We start from the raw sequence: 24542 nt of genomic DNA on the forward strand, positions 1-24542 counted from the left end.
CTCTCCTCACGAGTGCGTGCACAGTCTTTGCCACTGTTCACTCCGAACCCGAAAGATCCGTCGAGCTATTCCGACTCGAGATATTGCTCACCCCGAAAACAACAGTGGTGTGGATAAGTGCCCTCCGGGGCATTTATCCACACCGCTGCGCTATCCGGTCGTTCCGCAGGCTCCACTCCTGCCCGCAGCGCACTACAGGATGTACAACATTTCCTGGTACGTCGGCAGCGGCCAGAGATCGTCGGCCACCATTGCCTCGAGAGTGTCCGCGGCAGATCGAACGGCGGCCATTGCCGGCAGCAGTTCGTCCTTCGCGTGTGTCGCCTCGGCGAGTGCCTCGCCGCCGGGATCGGCTTCGAGGGCGGTCTTCAACGTCGTCAACGCTGCGCGCAGCTCCGACAGTGGAGCCGACACTGCTTGCAGCGCAGTCATGTCCACATCGTCGACACCGGCACCCTTGAGCGCGCTGACATTCTGCGCCAACTCGGTCTGATATCGCACCGCTGCGGGCAGGATGGAGGTCTGGCCCATCTCGAGGGTCAGACGAGCCTCGACGAACACCGTCAACGCGTACTGTTCGAGTCCCACCTCGTAGCGCGAGTGCATCTCACGGTGGTTGAAGACCTTGTACTTCTCGAACAGCTCCATGGCCGAATCCGAGATCAGCTCCGGCAACGCGTCGAGCGTCGTACGCAGGTTCGGTAGACCGCGTGCCTCGGCCTCGATCTGCCAGTTGTCGGAGTAGCCGTCGCCGTTGAACACCACGGCGCCGTGTTCGGTGATGATCTCCGTCAACAGGTTCTGCACCGCGGTGTCGAAATCGGTGCCGTCGGCGACGGCCGTCTCGAGGTTGGTCGCCATGTAGTCGAGAGCCTCGGCCATGATCGTGTTGATCGTGACCATGGGGCCGTTGACGGTCTGCATCGAACCGGGTGCACGGAACTCGAACCTGTTGCCGGTGAAGGCGAACGGGCTGGTTCGGTTGCGGTCACCGGGATCGGTCGGCAGCACGGGCAGGGTGTCGGCACCGATCATCATGGTGCCCTTGCCCTTCGACGAGGTGGCCGCGCCCTTGGCGATCTGATCGAACACGTCGGCGAGCTGATCGCCGAGGAAGATCGAGATGATCGCGGGCGGAGCCTCGTTCGCGCCGAGGCGGTGGTCGTTGGTCGCCGACGCCACCGACGCGCGCAGCAGACCGCCGTACTTGTGTACCGCGCGGATGACGGCGGCACAGAAGACCAAGAACTGCGCGTTGTCGTGTGGGTTGTCGCCGGGAACCAGCAGCGATCCGAGGTCGGAGTTTCCGAGCGAGAAGTTGACGTGCTTGCCGGAGCCGTTGACGCCCTCGAAGGGCTTCTCGTGGAACAGGCACTCCATGCCGTGCTTCTTGGCGATGGTCTTGAACGTCGTCATCAGCAGTTGCTGGTGATCGGCCGCGATGTTTCCGCGCTCGAACATCGGGGCGATCTCGAACTGTCCGGGTGCGACCTCGTTGTGCCTGGTCTTGGCCGGGATGCCGAGCTTGAACAGCTCGCGTTCGGTGTCCATCATGAAGCCGAGCACCCGCTCGGGGATGGCACCGAAGTAGTGATCGTCGAACTCCTGGCCCTTGGGCGGCTTCGAGCCGAACAGGGTGCGGCCTGCATTGAGCAGGTCCGGCCGGGCGAGGAAGAAGTGCCGGTCGACGAGGAAGTACTCCTGCTCGGGGCCGCAGAACGAGACGATGTTCTCGACGTTCTCGTGGCCGAAGAGCTTCAGGATGCGCTCGGCATGACCGCCCATCGCCTGCTGGCTGCGCAGCAGCGGCGTTTTGTGGTCGAGGGCTTCACCGGTCATCGAGACGAACACCGTCGGGATACAGAGAGTGTTGCCGTTCGGATTCTCGAGCACGTATGCCGGGCTGGTGACGTCCCAGCCGGTGTATCCGCGCGCCTCGAACGTGTTGCGCAGGCCGCCGTTGGGGAAGCTCGATGCGTCGGGCTCGCCCTGGATCAGGGTCTTGCCCGCGAATTCCGCAAGTGCGCTGCCGTCACCGACCGGATCGAAGAAGCTGTCGTGCTTCTCGGCCGTCAACCCGGTGAGCGGGTAGAAGACGTGCGCGTAGTGCGTCGCGCCTTTCTCGAGTGCCCAGTCCTTCATCGCCGACGCGACAGCGTCGGCCACCATGGGGTCGAGCTTCTTGCCTTTGTCGATCGTTGCCATCACCGATTTGAAGACCGATTTGGGCAGACGCTTCTGCATGACGACCTTGCTGAAGACGTTCTCACCGAAGATCTCGCCCGGCTTCTCGTCTCCGACGAAGCTGACCGCAGGCGGTACATACGCCTCGACGTCTTTGATCGCCTGCAGGCGGACGGTATTTCCACTCATGGCTACCCCTTGACAAGGTGCTGCTCCGCACCTGGATTGTGCGGAGTCCGACCCGGCGACTGTACGAACGATTGGTGGCGGTCGTGTTTCGTCGCTGTGTCCACTGCGAGGCAAAAACGGCGATCGGAGTTTCTTTCCCCGCAGCCGGGGGTAAGTCCGTAGCCAGCACAAACAACTGAAAGGCGTGTTCCATGACCGACGAGTTGACCGTTCGGCGCGTGATCGACGCTCCCCCCGCCTCCGTGTTCACCGCGCTTGTCAACCCCGAGGTCCAGGCCGCGGTCGACGGCTCGGAAATGCTGCGTGGGGCGATCGACCCGATGCCGCTGGGGGCCGTGGGCGACACCTTCGCGATGGACATGTATCAGCCGGAGCTCGGCGAGTACGTCATGGAGAACACCGTGTTCGTGTTCGAGCAGGACCGGCGCATCGGATGGATTCCTCGTCGTCGAGGCATGGAGCCTCGCGGTACGCGGTGGTCCTGGGAGCTCGACGCGGTCTCCGAGGATCGCACTGCCCTGACTCAGGTCTACGACTGGTCACGCGTCACCGACCAGGAGTTCAGGAAGATGGCCGGCTTCCCCCGGGTGACCGAGGATCAGATCGTCGACACCATGCGCCGTCTCGCCGACCATCTCGGCGTCCGCCTCGAAGACTGATCCACACGAAGAAGAAAGAGAGAGCGTCATGGTCGACGTCACCAGAACATTCACCGCCGCAGTGCAGATCGAGAAGGCAGCGGCATTTCTCCGGGACTTCTCCAATGCGGCAGCGTGGGATCCCGGGACTCAGAGTTGCACACAGATTTCCGACGGTCCGGTTGCCGTCGGCACGCAGTGGCACAACGTTTCGAAGTTGTTCGGTATCACCACCGAACTGACCTACACGTTGGTCACCGACGAGCCCGATCACGTCGTGTTCGAAGGTGAGAACAAGACGGCCACGAGCGTCGACGACATCACGTTGACCGCCGAAGGACCGAGCTCGACCCGAGTCGACTACCACGCGAAAATCGAATTCAACGGTGCCGCCAAGGTGGCCGGCCCGTTTCTGAAGGCAGGGTTCGAGGCGAAGGTCGCGCCGGATACGGTGGAGAAGATGACCGAGGCACTCGAGCGACTGGGCTGAGAGCCTTACTTTCGCGCGACGACGGTGAAGTTGTCCGCCGACCTCGTAGGAGCGTCGGGGGCCACGATCGAACCGTCGTCGGCGAAGATCTCGGAGATGGTGAATCCGGCGTCGGTCACCAGTCGTCGCACATCCGTCACCGTGGTGAAGTGCATGAACGGAGCGAAATCGTGCGCAGCGAGCGGAGCGACGGCCCACGTTCCGCGATCGACGACTCGACTGCGCGCAGACCACCAATTGGCAACGCTACGAACGACTCCGGCGGGATCGAGCAGTCGCCTGCCGACGGCGGTCACGATGCGCTCGAGTGAGAACGTGAATTTCTGGGTCGGCCTGCTCAGCTGAAACGGCTTCTCCCCGAACGACGGTCCGTTGCGGTTGAGAGTGGAGAAGACCAGAGTTCCGGACTCGCCGAGGACTCGGTGGAATTCTGCCAGTACCCGACGGCGTTCGTCGTGTGTCACGGTGTCGATTCCGTTGTTGCTGAACACAACCAAGCCGAACTCCCCGTCGGCGAAGTCCGCGAGATCACGTGCGTCGGCCACGTGCGCCGGTAGGTCGGGAAAGTTCCGTCGAAAGCTCGCGATCATGTTCGGTGCGTAGTCGATCGCGACGTAGTTGTCGCTGAGCAGTCGCAGCAGCGCCGTGGTTCGGCCGCTGCCGACGCCCACATCCAGTACCGGTTTTCCGCGAGCAACCCCGGCTGCTGCGACCAGCGCCGCCGCCTCCCCACGGTCGAGAAACCCATCGGTGGGACCCGCGTACTCCACGTATGCAGCGGCTACCCGCGCGCTGTCGAACACGTCTCGATTGTGGTCTATGGACATACGAACACCTCCGCTTCACCGACCGCAGAAACGGGCTCTCCGCCCCCGTGACGAAACGGTACCGGCGAACCCTGAGGTGCGCCTGAGTCGAACCCTCGGCGGACGTGCGCACTTTCCGCCACCCACACCCCCATCCGGGGGTATTCGTGGGGTGACCCGGGTCACTACCGTTCGTCGCACTCGGTATTGCACATTTACCCGATACCCGACAAAACGGAGGAACAATGACCACTGTCTCACCCGACGACCCGGGTGTGTCCGCGTCGACGCCACCTGCGGTGCAGACCAAGACCAGTGTCCGCCGGGTCGCTGTCGCCAGTGGCATCGGCACGACGATCGAGTTCTACGACTTCTTCATCTACGGCACCGCAGCAGCGCTGGTCTTCCCGACGATCTTCTTCCCGGCCCTCGGCTCCACCGCAGGCACGGTGGCCTCGTTCGCGACGTTCGCCGTCGCGTTCATCGCCAGGCCCGTCGGCGCAGTGCTGTTCGGACACTTCGGTGACCGCATCGGCCGCAAGAAGACCCTGATCTCGACACTGCTGCTGATGGGTGTGTCCACGTTCGCGATCGGTCTGCTCCCCGGCGCCGAGACCATCGGCGTGGCCGCGCCGATCATCCTGGTACTGCTCAGGTTCGGACAAGGGTTCGCGGTCGGCGGCGAATGGGCCGGCGCGACCCTGCTCACGGCCGAATACGCACCGCCCGGCAAACGCGGGTTCTACGCGATGTTCCCCCAGCTGGGACCGTCGGCCGCCTTCATCTTCTCCAGCGCGACATTCCTCGCCACCGGTCTCCTGCTCGGCGATACCAACGAGACGTTCCTCAATTACGGTTGGCGAATCCCGTTCCTGCTCAGCGCCGTTCTGGTACTCATCGGCCTGTACATGCGGTTGGCCATCGAGGAGACCCCCGTCTTTCGCGCCAACAAGCTCGTCGAGGAGCAGGCACCGGCGAGCGCGGCTCCGACGAAACTGCCGATCTTCGACGCCTGGCGCATCCAGAAGCGTGAAATCATCACTGCTGCAGGTGCATTGGCATCACTGTTCGCCTTCTTCTACATGGGAACCGCGTACCTGACGAGCTACGGCACCAAGACACTCGGATTCGAGCGCCCGTTCGTGTTGATCACCGGAATCGGAGCCGCGGTGATCTTCGGAATCGCGATCGCGGTCTCTGCCACCTACTCCGATCGGGTGGGACGTCGGCGGGTGATCATGGGAGCGTGCATCATCGCGATACCCTGGTCGATCGCACTGTTCCCCGTTCTCGACACCGGGTCACCGGCAGCGTTCGTGATCGGCATGTGCGTCACGCTGGCCATCTTCGGAGTGGCCTACGGACCGACCGGAGCCCTGCTCCCCGAGCTGTTCCAGACTCGATTCCGTTACACCGGAGCAGGTTTGGGCTACAACCTCGCCGGAGTTCTCGGCGGAGCGATTCCGCCGATGCTCGCTGCACCGCTCACGGCCGCATTCGGCAGCATCTCCATCGGCGTCATGCTGGCCCTGTTGTCGGTACTGAGTCTGGTGTGCACCAAGAGGCTGATCGAGACCAAGGACGTCGACATGACCTGACCCACCACAACGCAGAACCGCGGCCACCCGGAAGTCGGGTGGCCGCGGTTCTTGTCTGCTCTCTACGGACGAAACTCAGTCGTCGCCGCGGGGCGGTGGCGCAACGTCGACGCCACCGGAGTTGTGCTCGGGCCCGGCTGCCGGGTGCCCGGCGGGCACGCGCCCACGCGTCTTCGCGGCCTCGCTGTCCTTGGTGGCACCCTCGGCGAACTTACGACGCCAGCTCTCCTCAGGACGGTAGGGGCCCGGCTTCGGCCGAGTCTTGCCGCCCGGGAACGCCAGCCGTGCGATGGTCCGCTGGACCATGCCCCACTGCTGAAAGAACGGTCCGGTGTTGTACGGCAGCTCGTAGCGCTCGCAGATGTCCTTGATCTTCGGCGCGACGTCCGCGTAGCGAGTGCTGGGCATGTCCGGGTACAGGTGGTGTTCCACCTGGTAGCTGAGGTTGCCGCTCATCAGGTGGAACAGTGGTCCGCCGTCGATGTTGGCGGCACCGACCAGCTGACGGACGTACCAGCCGCCGCGAGTCTCGTTCTCGACCTCTTCCTGGCTGAAGGTGTAGGCCTGGTCGGGAAAGTGGCCGCAGAAGATGATCGCGTTCGACCAGACGTTACGAATGATGTTGGCGGTGAAGTTGGCGGCCAACGTGGACAGGAACGTGCTCTCCACTCCACTGAACCGGCTGTCCAGGAAGGACGCCGTCCTGCGGTTCTTTCCGAACCGAGCCGACCCACGCAGCTTGGACGCCAGACGCGACCTCTTGCTCTCGGGCAACCGGCCACCCGAAGCCAGCTGCGCCAGCGCGAACGCACCGGCGCTGATGATCGGCCAGCCCACGTAGTCCTTGACGAACTGCTTACGCGCCTTGACGCCGATGCCCTTGAGGTCCTCGACGAGATCCTTGATCGGCTTCTCGCCACGACGGATGGCCTCGATGTCGAGATCGTGCAGGGCGACGCCCCACTCGAAGAACGCCATCAGCAGAACGTTGTAGAACGGCTGGGCCAGGTACGCAGGGTGCCACTTCTGACGTGGGTCGATACGCATGATCTCGTACCCGAGATCCTTGTCCTTGCCGCGAATGTTCGTGTACGTGTGGTGCACGTAGTTGTGGGAGTGCTTCCACGAACTGGCGGTGGAGGCGGTGTCCCAGTCCCACACGGACGAATGGATTTCCGGATCGTTCATCCAGTCCCACTGGCCGTGCATGACGTTGTGGCCGATCTCCATGTTCTCGAGGATCTTCGCGATCCCGAGGCATGTCGTTCCGGCGAGCCAGGCCGGCTTGCTGGTGGAGCCGAGAAGCAGCACACGCCCCGCGACCAGCAACTGACGCTGGGCGGCGATCACCGACGTGATGTATTTGCGGTCCTTGTCGCCGAGGCTGGCGTAGACCTCGTCGTGGATGGCGTCGAACTCCTTGGCCAGTTCGGCAATGGTCTCGTCGCTCAGGTGCGCCAACGGGTTCACCGGTTCGTCACTGGTGCCGGTACGCCTGGTGGTTTCGTCGATCGTCATGAATTCCCCTGTTCGATGGTTGATCAGAGTTCGATTTCGATGTCGCCCTCGGCGGTGTTGACACAGATCCGAACCGCTTGCCCCGTAGGTTCGGAGATATCCCCGTTACGTAGGTCACGTAAACGCCCCTTTTTGAGGGTACCTACACAGGTGTGGCAGATGCCGATGCGGCAGCCGTAGGTCAGATCCAACCCGGCTTCTTCACCTGCGGCGAGAATGGTTGTGCCGCCGTCGCATTCGACGTCCTTCTTGCTGTTGAGGAAGCGCACGGTGCCGCCCTCACCTGCATCGTCTCCGCCGCCGATGACCGGTTGGAAGCTCTCGTGATGGAATCTGTCGTAGTCGCCCTGGTCTTTCCAGTACGAGCGCAGATCGTCCAGATGTTCACCCGGGCCGGAGCAGAATGCTTCACGCTCACGCCAATCGGGAACCAGCTCGTCCAGTTCGGAGGCCTTCATCCGCCCCTCGTCGCTGGTGATCCGCAACTTCACCGTGAGCCCGGCGTGCTTGGCCTCGAGCTCGTCGAGCGTGTCCGCGAACATCAACTGCTCGCGGTTGTGCACCGAGTGCACCACGACTGCATCGGTCACCTGATCGTGGTGGTCGAGGGCGCGCAACATGCTGATGATGGGCGTGATCCCGCTGCCCGCGCTGATGAAGACCATTTTTTCCGGAATCGGGCTCGGCAGAGTGAACTCACCCTCGACTTCGCTGAGCCGGACGATATCGCCCGTTCTGATGGTGCCCACCAGGTACGGCGAGACAGTGCCCGAGGGCACCAGCTTGGGGCTGACACTGACCAGGCCGTCCACCGGATCCGGATCGGAGGTGATCGAATACGCCCGCCAGTGGTACCGACCGTCGATGAGCACTCCGAGTCGGACGTACTGCCCGGGCGTGTGGCCCTGCCACTCGAAACCTGGACGGATGTACACCGAGACGGCCTCCGACCCCTCCGGAACCACCCGCTCGACCTTCCCTCGAAGTTCGCGAGTGGTCCACAGCGGGTTGATCATCGACAGGTAGTCGTCGGGCCGGAGCGGATTGAACAACGATCGGACTGCGCGCAGCATCGTCCGTCTCACAAAAGAAACCTGGGGCTTGGCCCCCCGTTCAGCCATACTCAACGGTAACCCTGTGCGCCGCGCTGCACATCCGAATCGCTCAGACTCGAATGAGACTGCTACACAAGGTGAACAGAACCGCGCGATACCGGCCGGTCAGCGCACTCGCGAGACGCGGTCGCCCAGGGCCGCACTCACTTTTCCGTACCAGCCGAGCGGACGCGCAGACCCGCGTGTCGGCACGTCGGCCAGCAGCGCTTCGGCGGTTTCCTCGGCGTCGATCTTGTTGTCGCCGATGCCACCGGTGGCACCTCTCTTGGCCCAACCGACGACGTAACAGCCTGGAACCGGAGTGCCGTCGGCGGCGGTGATACGACCACCCTCGTTGCGAATGGTGCCGGTGATGTCGTCGAACGGAATGCCCGGTGACGGAGTTCCGCGGTATCCGATCGCGAGCAGCACCAGCTCCGACGAGAGAGTGACCGCGTGTTCACCCACCCCCACCTCGATGGACCCCACCGAGCCGCTTCCGTGCAGAGCAGCCGGTGCCCGGCCGAACGCGAACACGATGCGCCGGCCCTGCACCGAGGATCCCAGTTCGACTCGCGTTGCCCCGGCAAGAGCCGATGCGGGAGCGGACAACGGCAGCCGATCGATCGCGTCGACGATTCCGTCCGGACCTGCCACCACGACGTCGACGCCTGCCCGATCGACCAGAGCCTTGCACTCGGAACGAGTGAACGCCGCGAACTCGGGCCCACGACGGGCGAGTACGACGACCTCGTTCACTCGATGGCGACGCAGCTCGGCCAGCGCGTGCGGGGCGATCTCGGTTCCGTCGAGCCCGTCCGGGTCGGCGGTGAGGATACGAGCAGCGTCGAGCGCGACGTTGCCGTTTCCGATGATGGTGACGCGGTCGACGCCGGCGAGATCGATCGCGTCGGCGGGAACGTCGGGGTGGCCGGTGTACCAGCCCACCAGGGTGCGCGCGCTGACGGATCCGTCGAGGTCGATACCGGGAATCTCGAGGGCCCGGTCCTTGTCGGCACCGACGGCGTAGACCACCGAATCGAACTTGCGGGCCAGTTCGACGTGGTCGACGTCCTTACCGACCTCGACGCCCAGCTTCATCGTCACCCGAGGATGAGCGAAGATCCCACGGAAGTGCTCGCTGATGCGTCGGGTACCCAGGTGATCGGGAGCGACGCCGTAGCGGGCGAGACCGCCCGCGACAGGCAGCCGGTCGTAGAAGGTGACGCTGGTGCCGGGCACCCTCAGCAACGCCTGAGCGGTGTAGCAGGCCGCAGGCCCGGTTCCGACGATGGCGATGTCGATCGGCGGGAGGTCGTTGACCGTCGCCACCGGGAATCGGGGCGCGCCCCACTCGGCCACGGCGGGCTTGTCCTTGTAGTAGTCGGCGTTGATGTCGGCATAGATCTGCTGATCCGGCGTCAGTCTCGAGACGCGCGTGATCGCGTCCACCGGACACGCGTCGGCGCAGGCTCCGCAGTCGATGCACGAGCGCGGATCGATGTAGAGCAGTTCCGTCTTACCGAAGTCCGGCTCGTCGGGTGTCGGGTGAATGCAATTGACCGGACACACCGACAGGCAGGATGCGTCGTTGCAACAGTTCTGCGTGATCGCGAACGGCATGGGTTATCGGATGTCCTTCACGGCCTCGAGCGGGAGCGGTGCGATCAGAGCATGTGCAAGCGACGGTAGATCATCTCGGCCGGCTTGGTGATCAAACCGCAGTCGAGAAGAAATGCCATCAGGTGCTCGCTCGAAGTACGCATCATCGTGTGGTGGTGCGCGTTGTTCTTCGCTTCCTTCACCGCGCGGTCGACGTCGAGGCCCGCTGCTGCGTAGACCTCCTTGTTGACCATGTTGGACACGATCAGCCGAGCAGCGATCGCGACGACGAGCGCACTGGTCTTGCGGCGAGCAGGGCTCTTCTGGGCGATCTCCTCACGCATCTGAGCGCGCGCGAAGGTCATGTGCCGTGATTCCTCGACGACGTGGATCTTGCTGGTGGTGCGCACGAGTGGCAGCACGTTTTCGCCGCGCATCCAGTCGCGCTGCATGACGTCGAGCACCTCTTCGGCGACGAGGATGCCGCCGTAGGCGACCTCGGCGGACGCGAGAGCCTTGAAGCCGCGGCCGAGTTCGATGCTCGATCGACGCGGCAGGTATGCCTTGATGCCCATCTTCTGGCAGGCGCGCGCGAACATGATCGAGTGACGGCACTCGTCGGCGATCTCGGTGAGCGCGAATTGGAAGTCGGAGTTCGACGAGTCCTTGCAGTACTGATCGCGCAGAACCATCTGCTGCAGGATCATCTCGAACCAGATGCCGGTGCTCATGATGGAGCAGACCTCGTGGCGAGTGAGCGTGATGCGCTGCTCCTCGCTCATCTCGTCCCACAGCTTCGTCCCGTACAGGGTGCTCCACTCCGGATTGAGTCCGTAGAGGGAGGGATCGAGGTCGGCTTCCCAGTCGACTTCCTCGGACGGGTCGTAGGACAGCTGGGCGGCGGAATCGAGCAGACGAGCAGAAACGTCCTCCGGCTCGAGAACGTCGTTCCGGGACAGTGTGCTGGTCATCGCCGTGGTTCCTTCCATCGTCGAAAAGGCTGTCGGTAACTGTTACGGAGATTACCAGGTACTCAGCGACACAGGTAGTCGTTCGGGCAGAAGTTCCTGGATTCTTTTCGCCGGACCCCTAGAGTTCGAGCGTGCCGAACACGGAGAACCACCGGTGATCGCCGCCCTGCGATCTGCCCTCGAACGCAGACCCATGCGTCTGTACGCGGTGGGAATGGTGTCGGCCAACGCCATCGGGGCCGTCATCGTGTTCGTATTGGCGCGCTTCGTCCTGCCGCTGCCGGTCGGTTCCGAAGAGATCCTGTCGGACCGAAATTACCTGGCGTTCTTCGTGTACCTACCGGTCGCGATCGCCATCGGTATCGGGCTCGGGCTCCGCGTCGCAGCACCCCTGATTCGGTGGCTGCACACCGGAGGAACACCGACGGACGAGACCGCGATCGCCGTCGTCCGACTGCCGTTGCGCCAACTCGGCGTCCACGTTCTGTTGTGGGCGCTCGGCGTCGCGGTGTTCGTCTCGGTCAATGCGTCGGCCGGTGCCGCGCTGTCGATCATCGTGGCGATCGCCGTCAGCTTCGGCGGCTTGGCAACGTGCTCGCTGGGTTACCTGGTGGCCGAACGAACTCTTCGCCCGATCACAGCCGCGGTGATGGACGTCGGTGCGGTCACCGATTCCGCAGCTCTCGGTGTTCGGCTTCGTGTCGTTCTCATCTGGGTCCTGAGCACAGCGATTCCCGTTCTCGGGTTGGGCCTCATCGGACTCGGCAGGTTGATCGACACCGTCATCCCTCCCGACGTCGATCTTTCCCCCGCGATGGTGTCGCTCTCCGCGGTTGCCCTGGTCGTCGGATTCGGCGGCATGTTTCTGGTCGGACGCTCCGTCTCGGACCCGCTGCAGCAGGTCAGCAGCGCCATGCAACGCGTCGAAGCCGGGGCGACCGATACCCGTGTCGACGTCTACGACGCCTCCGAGATCGGCCGTTTGCAGAACGGGTTCAACAAGATGGTGGTCGGACTGGACGAGCGCGAACGTCTCCGATCGCTGTTCGGTCGCCACGTGGGCCAGGACGTCGCCCAACGAGCGCTCGCGAGCGCACCCCGCCTCGGCGGCGAGAATCGGACTGTGGCGGTGCTGTTCGTCGATCTCGTGGGTTCGACGGCTCGCGCCGAACGAGAATCGGCCGAAGCCGTGGTGGACTGGCTCAATCGATTTTTCGCGGTCGTCGTGGAGCACGGCGAGCGAGGCGGCGGATTCGTCAACAAGTTCGAGGGTGATGCCGCATTGCTGATCTTCGGTGCTCCGGTCGATCACCCGGATCCCGCGACCGCCGCACTACGCACCGCGCGCACCCTGGCGGCCGAACTGTCCATCGACGGCGACTACGAGTTGGGCATCGGAGTCACGTACGGATCGGTCATCGCCGGCAACATCGGCGCCGAGTCGCGTTTCGAGTACACCGTCATCGGCGACACGGTGAACCAGGCGGCCCGGCTCACCGATCTCGCCAAGGATGACCCCGACACCGACGTGCTCACGTCGTCGACGGTGCTCGATCACGCATCCGACGACGAACGCACGCACTGGACGACGGGCGAGACGGTGACACTGCGCGGCCGCTCGACACCGACCATTCTGGCTGCGCCCGTGCGGCCCCGCTGACGATCGCTCGGCCGAAAAAAATTCGAAGGTTTCCCGTTCGACTCCGATGGGGCATACCCCCCGAACCAACTCACCCCATCGCGCTTACGCGAGACGTTGACTGGTACAACGTCTCTCGCTCCGAAAGGCAACCATGCCCGCAATTCTGTTCGGCTCGATCAGCACACTCGTCGACACGTCCGAACTGCAGCGTCGCTCGTTCAACGAGGCGTTCGCAGCGCACGATCTGAACTGGAACTGGTCCCGGGACGACTACCGGGCCATGCTCGGCTCGAACGGTGGTGCCGACCGCATCAGCGAATACGCGTCCGAGACCGGTACCGAGGTGGACGCCGCGGCAGTACACGCCACCAAATCGGAGATCTTCCAACGACTGATCGGCGAGTCCGACGTCAAGACACGTCCGGGAGTCGCCGACACGATCGACTCCGCCAAAGCGAACGGCCTCAAAGTCGGCTTCGTGACGACGACCTCGCGAGAGAACATCGACGCGCTCCTCGCGGCTCTGTCTCCCGAACTCACCGCCGACTCGTTCGACGTCATCGTCGACGCCACCTCGGTCGAGCCGGGAAAGCCCGACCCCGCCTCGTACCAGTACGCGCTGAAGACGCTGGGCGAGAACGCGTCCGACAGTGTGGCCATCGAAGACAACGCCGGCGGTGTCCAGGCGGCAGCGGCTGCGGGCATCACCTGTGTGGCATTCCCCAACGAGAACACTGCGGGCACCGAATTCGACTCGGCCACCGAGACCGTAGATGCACTCGATCCCGAGCGCGTCCGAGCTCTGCTCTCCGCCTGAGCCCGACCTGCGGAGCGCGCGTTTTGTCTGACCTTCTCATCCAATCCTCCAGGAGTAACCAGTGAGCAATCTTCAGGCCCAGGTCGTTGCCGGGGACAGGTCGTTTCGCGTCGAGGGATACGAGCGCATCGAGTACGACCTGATCTACGTCGACGGGGTGTTCGCGATCGAGAACACCGAATTGGCCGACAGCTACCGGCCGTACGGTCGCGCGCTGATGGTCGTCGACGAAGCGGTGCACGACATCTACGGCGACCGGATCAGCGCATACTTCGATCACCACGAGATCGCGCTGACGGTGGTTCCGGTGCACATCGCGGAGACCGCCAAGTCGCTGGAGACCTTCGAGCGCATCGTGGGTGAGTTCGATGCATTCGGTCTGGTCCGCACCGAGCCGGTACTGGTGGTGGGCGGCGGACTGACAACGGACGTAGCAGGATTCGCGTGCGCCAGCTACCGCCGCAACACCCCGTACATCCGCATTCCCACCACCCTGATCGGCTTGATCGATGCAAGCGTGTCCATCAAGGTGGCCGTCAACTACGGAAAGCACAAGAACCGCCTCGGTGCCTACCACGCGTCACAGAAGGTGCTGCTGGACTTCTCGTTCCTCGGCACGCTGCCCGAGGACCAGGTGCGCAACGGCATGGCCGAGCTGATCAAGATCTCCGTGGTCGGCAACTTGGAAATCTTCGAGATGCTCGAACAGTACGGGCCCGAACTGCTGCGAACCCGATTCGGCCATCTCGACGGAACAGCGGAATTACGTTCGGTCGCAGACAAACTGACCTACTCGGCGATCGCGACGATGCTCGAACTCGAGGCCCCCAATCTGCACGAGATCGATCTCGATCGCGTCATCGCCTTCGGTCACACCTGGAGTCCGACGCTCGAGCTGACCCCGCCTGCACCGTTCTTCCACGGTCACGCGATCAACATCGACATGGCGCTCTCGACGACCGTCGCCGAGCAACGCGGACATCTGTCCACGGCCGACCGCGATCGCGTACTCGGTGTGATGTCCAGCATCGGCCTGGCCCTGGACAGCCCGTACCTGACACCCGAATTGCTTTCCGAGGCAACGGCATCGATCCTCAAGACACGCGACGGGATCCTGCGTGCCGCGGTGCCCGATCCGATCGGCACGTGCCGCTTCCTCAACGACCTCGACGCAGCGGAGCTGGCCGATGTCCTGACGCTGCACAAGAAGATCTGCCTGGACTTCCCCCGGGCAGGCGAGGGCCTCGACATGTTCACCGCGCCGACGCCGTGACGAAGGCCCCGCGACCGGTGACCCCGACGACCATTCTGGCGCGTGAGCTGAGCGAGATAGCAGATCTGCTCGACGCCGGTGCCGGGGTGACCGACGAGCTGACCACCCGTGTTCATCGAGCCCGCGATCTCGCAGCGGGACTCGACCCGTATCTCGACACCTGTACCACCTCCCAATCCGCAGCGCTGGCGACACTGGCGTCGCGGACCCGCACCGAGGACTGGAGATCACGCGACGTGGTCTCCGGCTCGGGGCCCCTGGAGATGGAGATGCTCTCCGGCCACGTGGAGGGACGCTTCCTCGCGTTTCTCGTGCACATGACCGGGGCGAAGCGGGTACTCGAGATCGGTATGTTCACCGGCTATTCGGCACTGGCGATGGCCGAGGCTCTGCCTGCAGGCGGTGAGGTGGTGGCGTGCGAGGTGGATCCGTACGTGGCCGAGTTCGCGCAGTCCTGCTTCGCGGAATCACCTGCGGGCTCGTCCATCACGGTGGAGGTCGGTCCGGCACTGGAGACCCTTCGACGGCTCGACGGTCGGTTCGACCTGGTGTTCATCGACGCCGACAAAACCGGGTACCGCGCCTACGTGGAGTACCTGCTCGGTAGCGAACTGCTCGCCGAGAACGCCGTGATCGCGGTCGACAACACCCTGCTGCAGGGCCAGCCGTACAGCGAGCAGCCCACCGAGAACGGCAGGGCCGTCGCCGAATTCAACGACTACGTAGCGAAAGACCCTCGCGTGGAGCAGGTTCTGCTTCCTCTGCGCGACGGCGTCACGCTCATCCGTCGAACATGATTCGTACGGTTGCCGCGCTGCTCGGTCTCGCGGCCACCCTGCCCGCCGACCTCGCGGCGACGGCGGTGGCCGCGATCGGTGGCACTGCGCCGCCCACCCGCCGATCCGAGTCACCCAGAACGGTGCTGATCAGCGGCGGCAAGATGACCAAGGCACTGCAGCTCGCTCGCTCCTTTCACCTCGCCGGGCACCGGGTGATCCTGGTGGAATCGGCCAAGTACCGCTTCACCGGCCACCGGTTCTCCCGGGCCGTCGACCGATTTCACTGTGTACCCGATCCGGGTGCCCCGGGATACGCGCAGGCTCTGCTGGACATCGTTCGACGCGAGAACGTCGATGTCTTCGTCCCCGTGGCCAGCCCTGCGGCGAGCATTCACGACGCAGACGCCAGGGCCGTGCTCGACCCGCACTGCGAAGTGATCCACGGCGACGCGGACACCGTGCGAATGGTCGACGACAAGTCCCGATTCTCCGAGCACGCAACATCGTTGGGACTTCGCGTGCCCGACTTCCGGCGGATCACCGATCCCGCCCAGATCGACGACTTCGAGTTTCCGCCGGGTCGCGAATACATTCTGAAACGGATCTCGTACAACCCGGTCGGGCGAATGGACCTGACGCGGTTGTCGGCACGCACACCGGAGCGGAACTCGTCGTTCGCCAGGAGCCTGCACATCACGGACGACGATCCGTGGATTCTGCAGGAGTTCATCGCCGGTCAGGAGTACTGCACGCACGGCACGGTACGCCAGGGTCGGCTGCAGGTGTACGGCTGTTGCGTGTCCTCGGCGTTCCAGGTCAACTACGAGATGGTGGACAAGCCGGACATCCTGCGCTGGGTGGAAACATTCGTCTCTTCTCTGGACGTGACCGGCCAGCTGTCGTTCGACTTCATAGAATCCGCCGCCGACGGCCACATCTACGCGATCGAATGCAACCCCCGCACCCACTCGGCCATCACGATGTTCTACGACCATCCCGACCTGGCGGCCGCGTATCTCGACGACGGCCACCCGGTGATCGTGCCGCGTCCGACGGCTCGGCCGACCTACTGGGTCTACCACGAGATATGGCGCTTGATCTCCGAGGGCAACCGAAAAGCTCGCCTTCGCAGCATCTTCCGCGGCAAGGACGCCATCCTGACCGGATGGGATCCTCTGCCGTACTTTCTCGTGCACCACCTCCAGATCCCGTCCCTGTTGCTGCGCAATCTGCTGGCGCGACGTGGCTGGTCGCGCATCGACTTCAACATCGGCAAGCTCGTGGAGAACGGAGGCGACTGATGACCCTGTCGGTACTGGTGTTGGTCGGATCGTCGGTGGACGAGTTCCATTGCGATCTGTCGCGGGTGTACGCGGGCGGATTCCTCGACGCGCTCGGCGGGAATCCCGACTACCGCTGCGAGGTGGCGTTCGTCTCCCCCGGTGGGCTCTGGAGCTTCCCCGGCGGTATCGATGCCGCCAGTGTGGCTGCGGCGCAGCAGATGTCGTTGGCACAGGCAGTGGAAATCATGTCGTCGTGGCATTTCGACGTCATGGTGCCGCAGATGTTCTGCCTGCCCGGGATGACGACGTACCGCAGTCTGTTCGATCTGTTGGGCGTGCCGTACGTGGGCAACGGTCCTGATGTGATGGCGATGACGGCGGACAAGGCCCGTGCCCGAGCCGTCGTCGCTGCGGCCGGGGTCGCCGTACCCACCGGGGTGGTGGTCCGCTGCGGCGACGACATCGACGTCGATCTGCCCGTGGTCGTCAAGCCGGTCGACTCGGACAACTCGATGGGCGTCGCGCTCGTTCGCGAATCCGACCGTCTGGCAACCGCAGTGAGCGAGGCTCTGGCGTACTCGTCTGCGGCACTGGTGGAGTCGTACGTTCCACTCGGCCGGGAGGTACGTTGCGGCATCATCGCCCGAGGCGACGAGCTGATCTGTCTTCCGCTCGAGGAGTACGCCGTCGAGTCGATCCGCACCAGCGCCGACAAGTTGAATCGCACCTCGGACGGAGATCTGTACCTGGTCGCGAAGGAGCAGACCAAGGCGTGGATGGTCGACGTCTCCGATCCGATCACCGAGAAGGTCTGGGCCGCAGCACGATCGTGCTATCGCTCTCTCGGCTGCCGACACTACGGTCTCTTCGACTTCCGAATCGACCCCGACGGGGAGCCGTGGTTCCTCGAGGCCGGCCTGTACTGCTCGTACTCGCCGTCGAGCGTGCTCGCGGTGATGGCCTCGGCGGCGGGCATCGCCGTCGACGAACTGTTCGCACGATCGCTCGACGAACTGTCGGTGAAGGAGCTGTCCTCGTGACGTTGGGAATCGAGATCGCCGAGCTGGACCTGAGCTCTACCGACACCGAAGAACTGCGAGCGCTGTTGGCCGAACACGGCGTGCTGATTCTGCGCGAGCAGCCCTTGGACGACGCGGGTTTCCTGGCGTTTCTCCGACGGTTCGGCGACATGATGTTCACCGAGGGCGAGACGCCGGTGCCGGGCTTCCCCGATCTGAACGTCATCAGCAACGTCGGCCGAACCACCCCGCCGAAGTCGACGTTCCACGTCGACACCACGTATGTGCCGAATCCGCCTGCCTACACCGCGTTACGCGCGGTCGAGGTACCGGAAGCCGGAGGCAGCACGCTGTTCAGCGATCAGTACGAGGCCTACGACACACTGCCCGCCGACCTGAAAGCGAACCTGGCCGGGCGAACCGTGACGCATCGAGTGACCGGGGTGGCGTCGGACACCGATTCCAGTGCCGAACATCCCCTGTTCGCAGTGCATCCCGTGTCCGGGCGCACTGCACTGGCGTTGTCGGCACCGGCGCGGTGCGTCGCGATCAGTGGAATGTCCTCCGAGGAGGCGCACGAGACCGTGCAAGTGCTGTTCGAGCACTCGACTCGCGAAACCAACCTGTTGCGGCATGCGTGGGCACCCGACGATGTGGTGATGTGGGACAACCGATGTGTGATGCATCGAGCCGATCACAGCGGAGTCGTGGGAAACAGGGTGATGCATCGCGGAATGGTGGCGAATGGTGAATCGGCGTCGGTTATGTGATTGACAACTCAAAGATTTGCCGGTTCGCCCGTAGCCAGGAGAATCGAGTCATGACTTCTCCGGTGGCAATCAGCCGCGACACAGCAGTCGGTCCCGAAGCTCGTCTGTCCTGGATATTGTCCGGACTGGCCGGGATGGTGGGCGCAGTGGCGTTCTTGCATTCCGCCGGCTACTTCGTGACCTTCATGACCGGCAACACCGAACGTGCTGTCGTCGGGCACTTCGGGCACCCCGAGGGCAAGGAGGTCACCCCGGGCGCCTCACCGATAGCGGCTCTCGCGCTCATGGGCTCTTTTCTGGCCGGGGTGGTGATCTCGTCGATCTGCCGCCGTCGGTACTGGTCGAACCATCCCCACGGAGCAACGGTGCTGACCACGATCGCGCTCGCCGGAGCGGGAGCCATAGACATCGCCATCTCGGGATGGTCGTCGGCGAACGTGAACTTCTACCCGATTCTGTTGGTGGCCTTCGCACTCGGCGCACTCAACACCGCGTTCACGAAGAAGGAAGAGACCTACATTCCGCTGAGCTACGTCACCGGAACGCTGGTGAAGCTGGGCCAGGGTATCGAACGGCACCTGTTCGGCGGGGGAACGCGCTACGACTGGCTGTGCTACACAGCCCTTCTCGGATCGTTCGCGTTGGGCGGAGCGATCGGAGCCTTCATCGGCGTCGTCATCACCGGACCCCAGGTGCTGCTTCTGACCGCACTGCTCAGCTTCGGCGCAACGATCTTCACCTTCACCCACACCGAGCGTCGCACGCTGCTGGGATGAAGCAACGTCCCCCGGTCAGCCCTCGACCAACGGCGAGGCCACGATGATCTTGCGCAACATCTGCTCGATGAAGGTGGGGGAAAGTCGCGATCCGATCAGCACTTGCCGCTGAACGAGACCTTCGATCATCACCACGAGAGTTTCGGCATCGGAGGGCGGATCCTCGGAGTCCAGCGAGGCGACGATCCACTGGGTGTAGGTGACGAATGCTGCACGTTGACTGTCGAACAACTCGCGGATTTCGTCGTCGTGCTGCGCCTCGCCGAGCATGATGTGGCGCGCGATCACCCGTTTGACCGCGTCTGCCGATGTCATGGCGTCGATGAAGTCGATGATGTGGGATATCACGACGTCGACGGTGAGCGGTTTGACGTCCACCAGAGTGCCGAACGTCGCTCCGGCAACCTCGAAGTCGCGGACGAACAGTTGACCGAGAGCCAGGTGAAGCAGCCGACTCCGGGTGGGCGCGTGGTAGTTCACCGATCCGGGGCCGAGTCCCGCTGCGGCGTCCACCGCCCGGTGGGTCAATCCGCGCAGCCCCTGCGTGGCGAGCACCTCGATGGCGGCAGTGGCGATCTCGTCGCGCCGACGCACTCTCGACTCGTCGTCCTTGGAGTGTGCCGACCTCATACCGCGCAGTGTAGTGCCAGGCCGTTGACATCCGTCGATTCCGAGACCTAGTCTCAACCGATGTTGAGCATCGGGGGGAACACGGGCCGGGGGCCCACCAGACGCCAGATCATGATCGGAGCGGCTGCCGCGGCCACCATCGCCGTCGTCGGCCCGGTCGCCAAGGCGGCAGCTGCCCCGGCGACCGGCTCGGGCGGCCAGTGCACCGAGCGCTACCAGGGCTACCGCGAGGCCGATCGAAACCTGCCGTATGCCCGATACATGGCACCGAGGACGACGCCCGCACCGGCGGTCGTCGCGGACGCCTACGCGGGACCTGCCCTCGCGCCCGAGTCGATCCCCGGATTCGATGCGATCACAACCGATCTCGCGTCCACCGGCTACTCCACGATCGAGACCGGATACGGTCGCCGCGCCGACGGGGTGACGTTCGTAGCGGTCCGTACGGTGATGCCGCGCGTGACGGCAGCGATGTGGGACTGGTGGTTCGGCTGGCATTCCACCGAGGCCGCGCGATACAAGCTGTGGCATCCCGATGCCCACCTCTACGCAGACTTCGCCGAGGATCGAACGTCACTCGACATTCCCGACAAGGCCAAGTACATCGGCAACACGACGTTCGTGGACGAATACGTCGGTCCGAAGCTGCAGCAGTTGGGCATTGCCTTTCGCGATCCGATCGCGCACGGATTCGACGTTCCCGCAGATCAGACGATCGTCTTCGGCCGAGTGGGCAGTTCCATCGCACCGGTGGATCTGGGCTGGCTGGCCCACCAGGTGCGCCCTGTCGACGGTGGTGCCGAGATGCGTAGCCGCTTCTTCCTGAACCTACGAGGGCTCCACGTACCGGACGTCAAGCAGGCCGCGTGCGCCGTCGGCCGTGGGGCGTCGGTGGACCCGACGGACCTCGTTCTGGGCCTCGATCTCGCCCGAGACCTCCTGCTGCACTGCGGACAGGAGATGAACCATCTCGCGGGCTTCCTACCGGAGTTGTACGCCGAGTTCGGGAGCTAGTGCCCCAGGAACACCTTCGCCAGCACGATCGACGCAGCAACCGCAGCGGTGGCCAGGCCACCCAGAAAGGCACGGAAGGTCAAGCGATTGCCGCGAATTCGCTGGGTGACCATCTGAATCGTGGCGATGCGCACCACGATCACTGCGCCGGCCAGCAGTTCCGACCATTGGCCCGGGAGCACCGACAACCAACCGAGGGCCAGCATCAACGCAGGGACGGTGCCGGAACTCAGGATGGGAACGGCATCGCGAAATTCCTCGACGGCCTTGAACTTGCGTTGCTCGTCGGTGGCATCACCGTGGGCTTCGGGGATCTGACTGCCCGCGACGAAGTCCGCGAACACATGCGCGAGAAACGTCGTCACCGCAGTGGCCAGAACCAGAACAGCCGCCGTTCCGTGCTCGATCGAGCTGGGCGTCGATGCCGCGACCGCCGCGAGGACCAGGATGTTTCCGTAGACGTAGGCGGAAAGCCTCCTGGCCGCCCGCGTGGGCTCGAGCGGGCCGTCCGCGCGGGTGACCAATCGGCTGTACAGCCGTGTTCCACCGATACCGGGTTCTGCGTCGCTCATGCCGGAGATCGTTGCACGGTAGGCGCGATTATTCGACGGGGACTCCGAGCCGACCGGCCTGGTAGTCCTCGAACGCCTGCAGCACTTCGGACTTGGTGTTCATCACGAACGGGCCTGCCATCGCGACGGGTTCCCGAATCGGCCGGCCACCCAGAACGAACACCTCGAGCGACTCCCCCTCCGCGGATGCGGACATCTCGATGGTGTCGCCGCGGCCGAACAGTGCCGTCTGCCCCATCCTGATCGGACGCTTCTCCGCGCCCACCGTGCCCTCTCCCGCGAGAACATAGACGAGTGCGTTGAATTCTCGATTCCACGGCAGCGTCAGCGCCGCTCCCGGCGCGATCGTGCTGTGCGAGAGCGCAATCGGGGTGTACGTCGAACCCGGCCCCTGCAGACCGGCGATCTCGCCGGCGATGACACGCACCAGCGCACCGCCGTCCGGACTCGACGCCAGCGCTACCTTGCTCCCGGTGATGTCCTGGTAACGCGGATGCGCCATCTTGTTCGCGCGCGGCAGATTGACCCAGAGCTGCACACCGTGGAACAGCCCGCCCGACATCACCAGATGCTCGGGCGGAGCCTCGATGTGCAGAATGCCACCGCCCGCCGTCATCCACTGGGTGTCGCCACCGCTGATGATTCCGCCGCCGCCGTGGGAGTCCTTGTGCTCCATGATCCCGTCGATCATGTAGGTCACCGTCTCGAACCCGCGGTGCGGATGCCACGGCGTCCCCTTCGGCTCACCGGGCGCGTAATTCACCTCGCCCATCTGATCCATGTGAATGAACGGGTCGAGGGACGACATGTCCAGTCCGGCGAATGCTCTGCGAACGGGAAAGCCCTCCCCCTCGTATCCCGTCGGTGCCGTCGTGACCGACCGGACCGGCCGGGGGACGGCGGTGGCGTCGGGCATGGGGATGCGGGGCAACGCGAGGATGTTGTCGACCGTCACTGCGGGCATGGGCTCCCTTTCGGCAATGTAGTTGACTCTGCAACTACTCTAGGCGCTTAAACCCGGCGGTGTCCGACGGTATTCCCGCGGTCAGCCCTGCCGGTCGGCCAGCCACTGCCGGATCTCGTCGGTGACCGGTTCGACGATGTCGTCGTACTCCCGATGCTTACCCACGAAGGCGGCCACCAGTTCGCAGATCGGAACGATTCGCCTGGCGTCGGAACGGGTGGCGTCGAGCGCCTGCTGCACGAGAATCGTTGCCAGACCACGTCCGCCGTAGGCTGCGTCGACCTCGGTGTGGAAGAAGATGCGCCTGCCCTGCTCGTCGTCGGCGAACTCGGTGAAGCCGACCTGCGAACCCTCCACCGAGACGGTGAAACGGTCCGCCTGCTGGGAGATCTCGACCTCGGCACCGGTTTTGTCGACCGTCATTCCGCACTCCTCGTTCCCGGTAGGCGCGCACCGCACCTCGTCGGTCACGATCGTGCACGATCGGCGGAGATCTGTCGATCGTGAACCGCACCGAGCACCTGCGTACGGCGGGTTCGTGATCCACCGTCACCGACAGGGGTGCCGAGCGACCGTTTGCGCCTCTGTACGGTGGAGCGAAGGACCTCGACCGATGAATCATCAAGGGGAAGGAACTTCATGGCTCAGCCAGACAGGCTGGAGAAAGACCCGAACAAAGGTTTCGTGGCCCTGCTGGGCTGGAGTTTGGCCGCAGTGGAAGCACTGGACAAGTTCGATCGGCGCTACGTGGTCGTCGCCCCGGAGTGGGCCGAGGCGTACTGCACCGAGCACGACATTCCGTACCTCCCGTGGAACTTCGAGCGACTCAACGATCGCTCGCTGGAAATCGCCGAGACCCTGCAGGCCAAGGGCGTCGACGTCGCGATTCCGTTGTACGAGGAGACAGTGGAGTGGGCCGGTGCCATCAACTCGGTGTTGCTCGGCAACCCACGCCTGTTCGGTCAGGCAATGCTGTTGCGCGACAAGTCCTTGATGAAGCGCCGTGCTCAGCTCGGCGGCATTCGAGTGGGCATCTTCGAGGAAGCCCACGACCGTGAGGACGTCATTCGATTCCTCAAGCGTGTCAACCAGACGCTGCTCAAGCTCGACGGCGATCCCAACGACCCGATTCATGTCAAGGCCTTCGACAAGGCCGGTTGCCTCGGCCACCGCGTCATTCGCACCCCTGACGAGGTCGACTCCATTCCCGACGAGGAATTTCCGGCGCTGATGGAATCGCACCTCGACGGCTGGGAATTCGCGGTCGAAGCATGGATTCACAACGGCAAGATCAAGTTCCTCAACATCTCCGAGTACGTCAGGCTCGGTTACTCGGTGTTCGTCCCGGCCACACCGGAACTGGAGAAGTACCGCGAGCAGATCACGGTGCAGATCGAGAAGCTGATCAAGACCTTCGACATCGAATTCGGTTTCATTCACCCCGAGTACTTCGTCACCAGCGACGGCGAGATGTACTTCGGTGAAGTTGCTTACCGGCCACCGGGTTTCAAAGTCTTCGAGCTGCTCGAGCGCGCCTACGGCTTCAACGCGTACCAGGGCCTGGCATTGGCGTTCGACCCGAAGACCACCGAGGAGGAGATCGACGCCTTCTTCCCGAGAGAGGTGGTCGACGCCACCGGTCACGCCGGATGCTTCGGCGTCTACCCGCGGCGACGCGTCGTCAGCGATCTCGTCATCCCCGATGTCACCGCAGACGACGACTACTACGAGACCAACGACCTGTCCGCTCCGGTCGAGGAAACCGTCACCAAGAGAACAGCATTCGGTACTCACTGGGGCCTGCTGTACTTCTTCGGCGAGGACCCGTACCGAATGCGTGATCTGCTGAGGCAACAGGAAGAACTGGACTTCTACGTGTGAAGCAGCAACTCGGGGACGACACCAACCCGCCG

Annotated in this window: 23 protein-coding genes; 13 read left to right on the forward strand and 10 right to left on the reverse strand. The window is 64.0% G+C overall.

Features of this window, described 5'->3' with window-relative positions; translation table 11 throughout:
- Nucleotides 1–192 precede the first annotated feature (192 nt).
- Entirely contained in the window at nt 193–2373 is a 2181-nt protein-coding gene (locus tag NY08_RS13025; protein WP_032395984.1) for a glutamine synthetase III family protein, read from the reverse strand.
- Nucleotides 2374–2564: 191 nt separating this feature from the next.
- On the opposite strand from NY08_RS13025, the gene NY08_RS13030 reads away from it, so the two are divergent.
- Nucleotides 2565–3032 (forward strand): SRPBCC domain-containing protein, encoded by a 468-nt coding sequence (locus NY08_RS13030; protein WP_032395985.1) that lies wholly within the window; start codon nt 2565–2567, stop codon nt 3030–3032.
- A 28-nt stretch (nt 3033–3060) separates the two neighbouring features.
- Entirely contained in the window at nt 3061–3501 is a 441-nt protein-coding gene (locus NY08_RS13035; RefSeq protein ID WP_045196768.1) for an SRPBCC family protein, read from the forward strand.
- 5 nt (nt 3502–3506) lie between these two features.
- Here the strand turns inward: NY08_RS13035 and NY08_RS13040 are convergent, their stop codons facing one another.
- On the reverse strand, nt 3507–4328 hold the full coding sequence (locus tag NY08_RS13040; protein ID WP_045196770.1) for a class I SAM-dependent methyltransferase: 822 nt from the start codon (nt 4326–4328) through the stop codon (nt 3507–3509).
- A 224-nt stretch (nt 4329–4552) separates the two neighbouring features.
- On the opposite strand from NY08_RS13040, the gene NY08_RS13045 reads away from it, so the two are divergent.
- The gene (locus NY08_RS13045; RefSeq protein WP_045196772.1) at nt 4553–5905 is read left to right on the forward strand and encodes an MFS transporter; all 1353 of its coding nucleotides are present in this window, start codon (nt 4553–4555) and stop codon (nt 5903–5905) included.
- 75 nt (nt 5906–5980) lie between these two features.
- On the opposite strand, the gene NY08_RS13050 is transcribed toward NY08_RS13045, so the two are convergent.
- The 4 genes from NY08_RS13050 to NY08_RS13065 form a co-directional block, all read right to left on the reverse strand.
- Nucleotides 5981–7423 carry a fatty acid desaturase family protein gene (locus tag NY08_RS13050; RefSeq protein WP_032395989.1) on the reverse strand — a complete coding sequence of 481 codons (1443 nt, stop codon included), beginning with the start codon at nt 7421–7423 and terminating at the stop codon, nt 5981–5983.
- Nucleotides 7424–7446: 23 nt separating this feature from the next.
- Nucleotides 7447–8544, reverse strand: coding sequence for a ferredoxin reductase (locus NY08_RS13055; protein ID WP_176459128.1), 1098 nt, complete (start codon nt 8542–8544; stop codon nt 7447–7449).
- A gap of 99 nt (nt 8545–8643) precedes the next feature.
- Nucleotides 8644–10140, reverse strand: a complete 1497-nt coding sequence (locus tag NY08_RS13060) for an FAD-dependent oxidoreductase (protein WP_045196774.1) — start codon at nt 10138–10140, stop codon at nt 8644–8646.
- A gap of 44 nt (nt 10141–10184) precedes the next feature.
- A complete protein-coding gene (locus tag NY08_RS13065) occupies nt 10185–11090 on the reverse strand; it encodes an AurF N-oxygenase family protein (RefSeq protein WP_045200329.1) in 906 nt (301 codons plus the stop codon).
- Between the two features lie 154 nt (nt 11091–11244).
- On the opposite strand from NY08_RS13065, the gene NY08_RS13070 reads away from it, so the two are divergent.
- The 8 genes from NY08_RS13070 to NY08_RS13105 all read left to right on the forward strand — a co-directional run bounded on the left by NY08_RS13070 (nt 11245) and on the right by NY08_RS13105 (nt 19449).
- The gene (locus tag NY08_RS13070; protein ID WP_052683790.1) at nt 11245–12750 is read left to right on the forward strand and encodes an adenylate/guanylate cyclase domain-containing protein; all 1506 of its coding nucleotides are present in this window, start codon (nt 11245–11247) and stop codon (nt 12748–12750) included.
- A gap of 133 nt (nt 12751–12883) precedes the next feature.
- Entirely contained in the window at nt 12884–13549 is a 666-nt protein-coding gene (locus NY08_RS13075) for an HAD-IA family hydrolase (RefSeq protein WP_032395993.1), read from the forward strand.
- Nucleotides 13550–13610: 61 nt separating this feature from the next.
- A complete protein-coding gene (locus tag NY08_RS13080) occupies nt 13611–14822 on the forward strand; it encodes a sedoheptulose 7-phosphate cyclase (protein WP_045196776.1) in 1212 nt (403 codons plus the stop codon).
- 17 nt (nt 14823–14839) lie between these two features.
- The gene (locus tag NY08_RS13085; protein ID WP_045200333.1) at nt 14840–15619 is read left to right on the forward strand and encodes an O-methyltransferase; all 780 of its coding nucleotides are present in this window, start codon (nt 14840–14842) and stop codon (nt 15617–15619) included.
- Nucleotides 15616–16902, forward strand: coding sequence for an ATP-grasp enzyme (locus NY08_RS13090; protein ID WP_045196778.1), 1287 nt, complete (start codon nt 15616–15618; stop codon nt 16900–16902). The genes NY08_RS13085 and NY08_RS13090 overlap by 4 nt, the downstream gene beginning before the upstream one ends.
- Nucleotides 16902–17924 carry a D-alanine--D-alanine ligase family protein gene (locus tag NY08_RS13095; protein WP_045196780.1) on the forward strand — a complete coding sequence of 341 codons (1023 nt, stop codon included), beginning with the start codon at nt 16902–16904 and terminating at the stop codon, nt 17922–17924. The genes NY08_RS13090 and NY08_RS13095 overlap by 1 nt, the downstream gene beginning before the upstream one ends.
- Nucleotides 17921–18673 carry a TauD/TfdA dioxygenase family protein gene (locus NY08_RS13100; protein ID WP_082073790.1) on the forward strand — a complete coding sequence of 251 codons (753 nt, stop codon included), beginning with the start codon at nt 17921–17923 and terminating at the stop codon, nt 18671–18673. Before NY08_RS13095 ends, NY08_RS13100 begins: the two co-directional genes overlap by 4 nt.
- Before the next feature lie 50 nt (nt 18674–18723).
- The gene (locus NY08_RS13105) at nt 18724–19449 is read left to right on the forward strand and encodes a YoaK family protein (protein WP_045196782.1); all 726 of its coding nucleotides are present in this window, start codon (nt 18724–18726) and stop codon (nt 19447–19449) included.
- Between the two features lie 15 nt (nt 19450–19464).
- Here NY08_RS13105 and NY08_RS25170 read toward each other — a convergent pair whose 3' ends face one another.
- Nucleotides 19465–20079 carry a TetR/AcrR family transcriptional regulator gene (locus tag NY08_RS25170; protein WP_052049656.1) on the reverse strand — a complete coding sequence of 205 codons (615 nt, stop codon included), beginning with the start codon at nt 20077–20079 and terminating at the stop codon, nt 19465–19467.
- Nucleotides 20080–20139: 60 nt separating this feature from the next.
- Between NY08_RS25170 and NY08_RS13115 the strand changes: the two genes are divergently transcribed.
- The gene (locus tag NY08_RS13115; RefSeq protein ID WP_230596846.1) at nt 20140–21093 is read left to right on the forward strand and encodes a DAPG hydrolase family protein; all 954 of its coding nucleotides are present in this window, start codon (nt 20140–20142) and stop codon (nt 21091–21093) included.
- Here the strand turns inward: NY08_RS13115 and NY08_RS13120 are convergent.
- The 3 genes from NY08_RS13120 to NY08_RS13130 form a co-directional block, all read right to left on the reverse strand.
- On the reverse strand, nt 21090–21665 hold the full coding sequence (locus NY08_RS13120) for a hypothetical protein (RefSeq protein WP_045196784.1): 576 nt from the start codon (nt 21663–21665) through the stop codon (nt 21090–21092). The genes NY08_RS13115 and NY08_RS13120 overlap by 4 nt on opposite strands.
- Nucleotides 21666–21693: 28 nt before the next feature.
- A complete protein-coding gene (locus NY08_RS13125) occupies nt 21694–22629 on the reverse strand; it encodes a pirin family protein (protein WP_045196786.1) in 936 nt (311 codons plus the stop codon).
- Between the two features lie 81 nt (nt 22630–22710).
- The gene (locus tag NY08_RS13130; protein WP_032396329.1) at nt 22711–23052 is read right to left on the reverse strand and encodes a GNAT family N-acetyltransferase; all 342 of its coding nucleotides are present in this window, start codon (nt 23050–23052) and stop codon (nt 22711–22713) included.
- 216 nt (nt 23053–23268) lie between these two features.
- Here NY08_RS13130 and NY08_RS13135 point away from each other — a divergent pair, with 216 nt between their 5' ends.
- Nucleotides 23269–24510: an ATP-grasp domain-containing protein gene (locus NY08_RS13135; RefSeq protein ID WP_045196788.1), complete on the forward strand. Its 1242-nt coding sequence runs from the start codon at nt 23269–23271 to the stop codon at nt 24508–24510.
- Nucleotides 24511–24542 lie beyond the last annotated feature (32 nt).

This window comes from Rhodococcus sp. B7740, assembly GCF_000954115.1.
GTDB lineage: Bacteria > Actinomycetota > Actinomycetes > Mycobacteriales > Mycobacteriaceae > Rhodococcoides.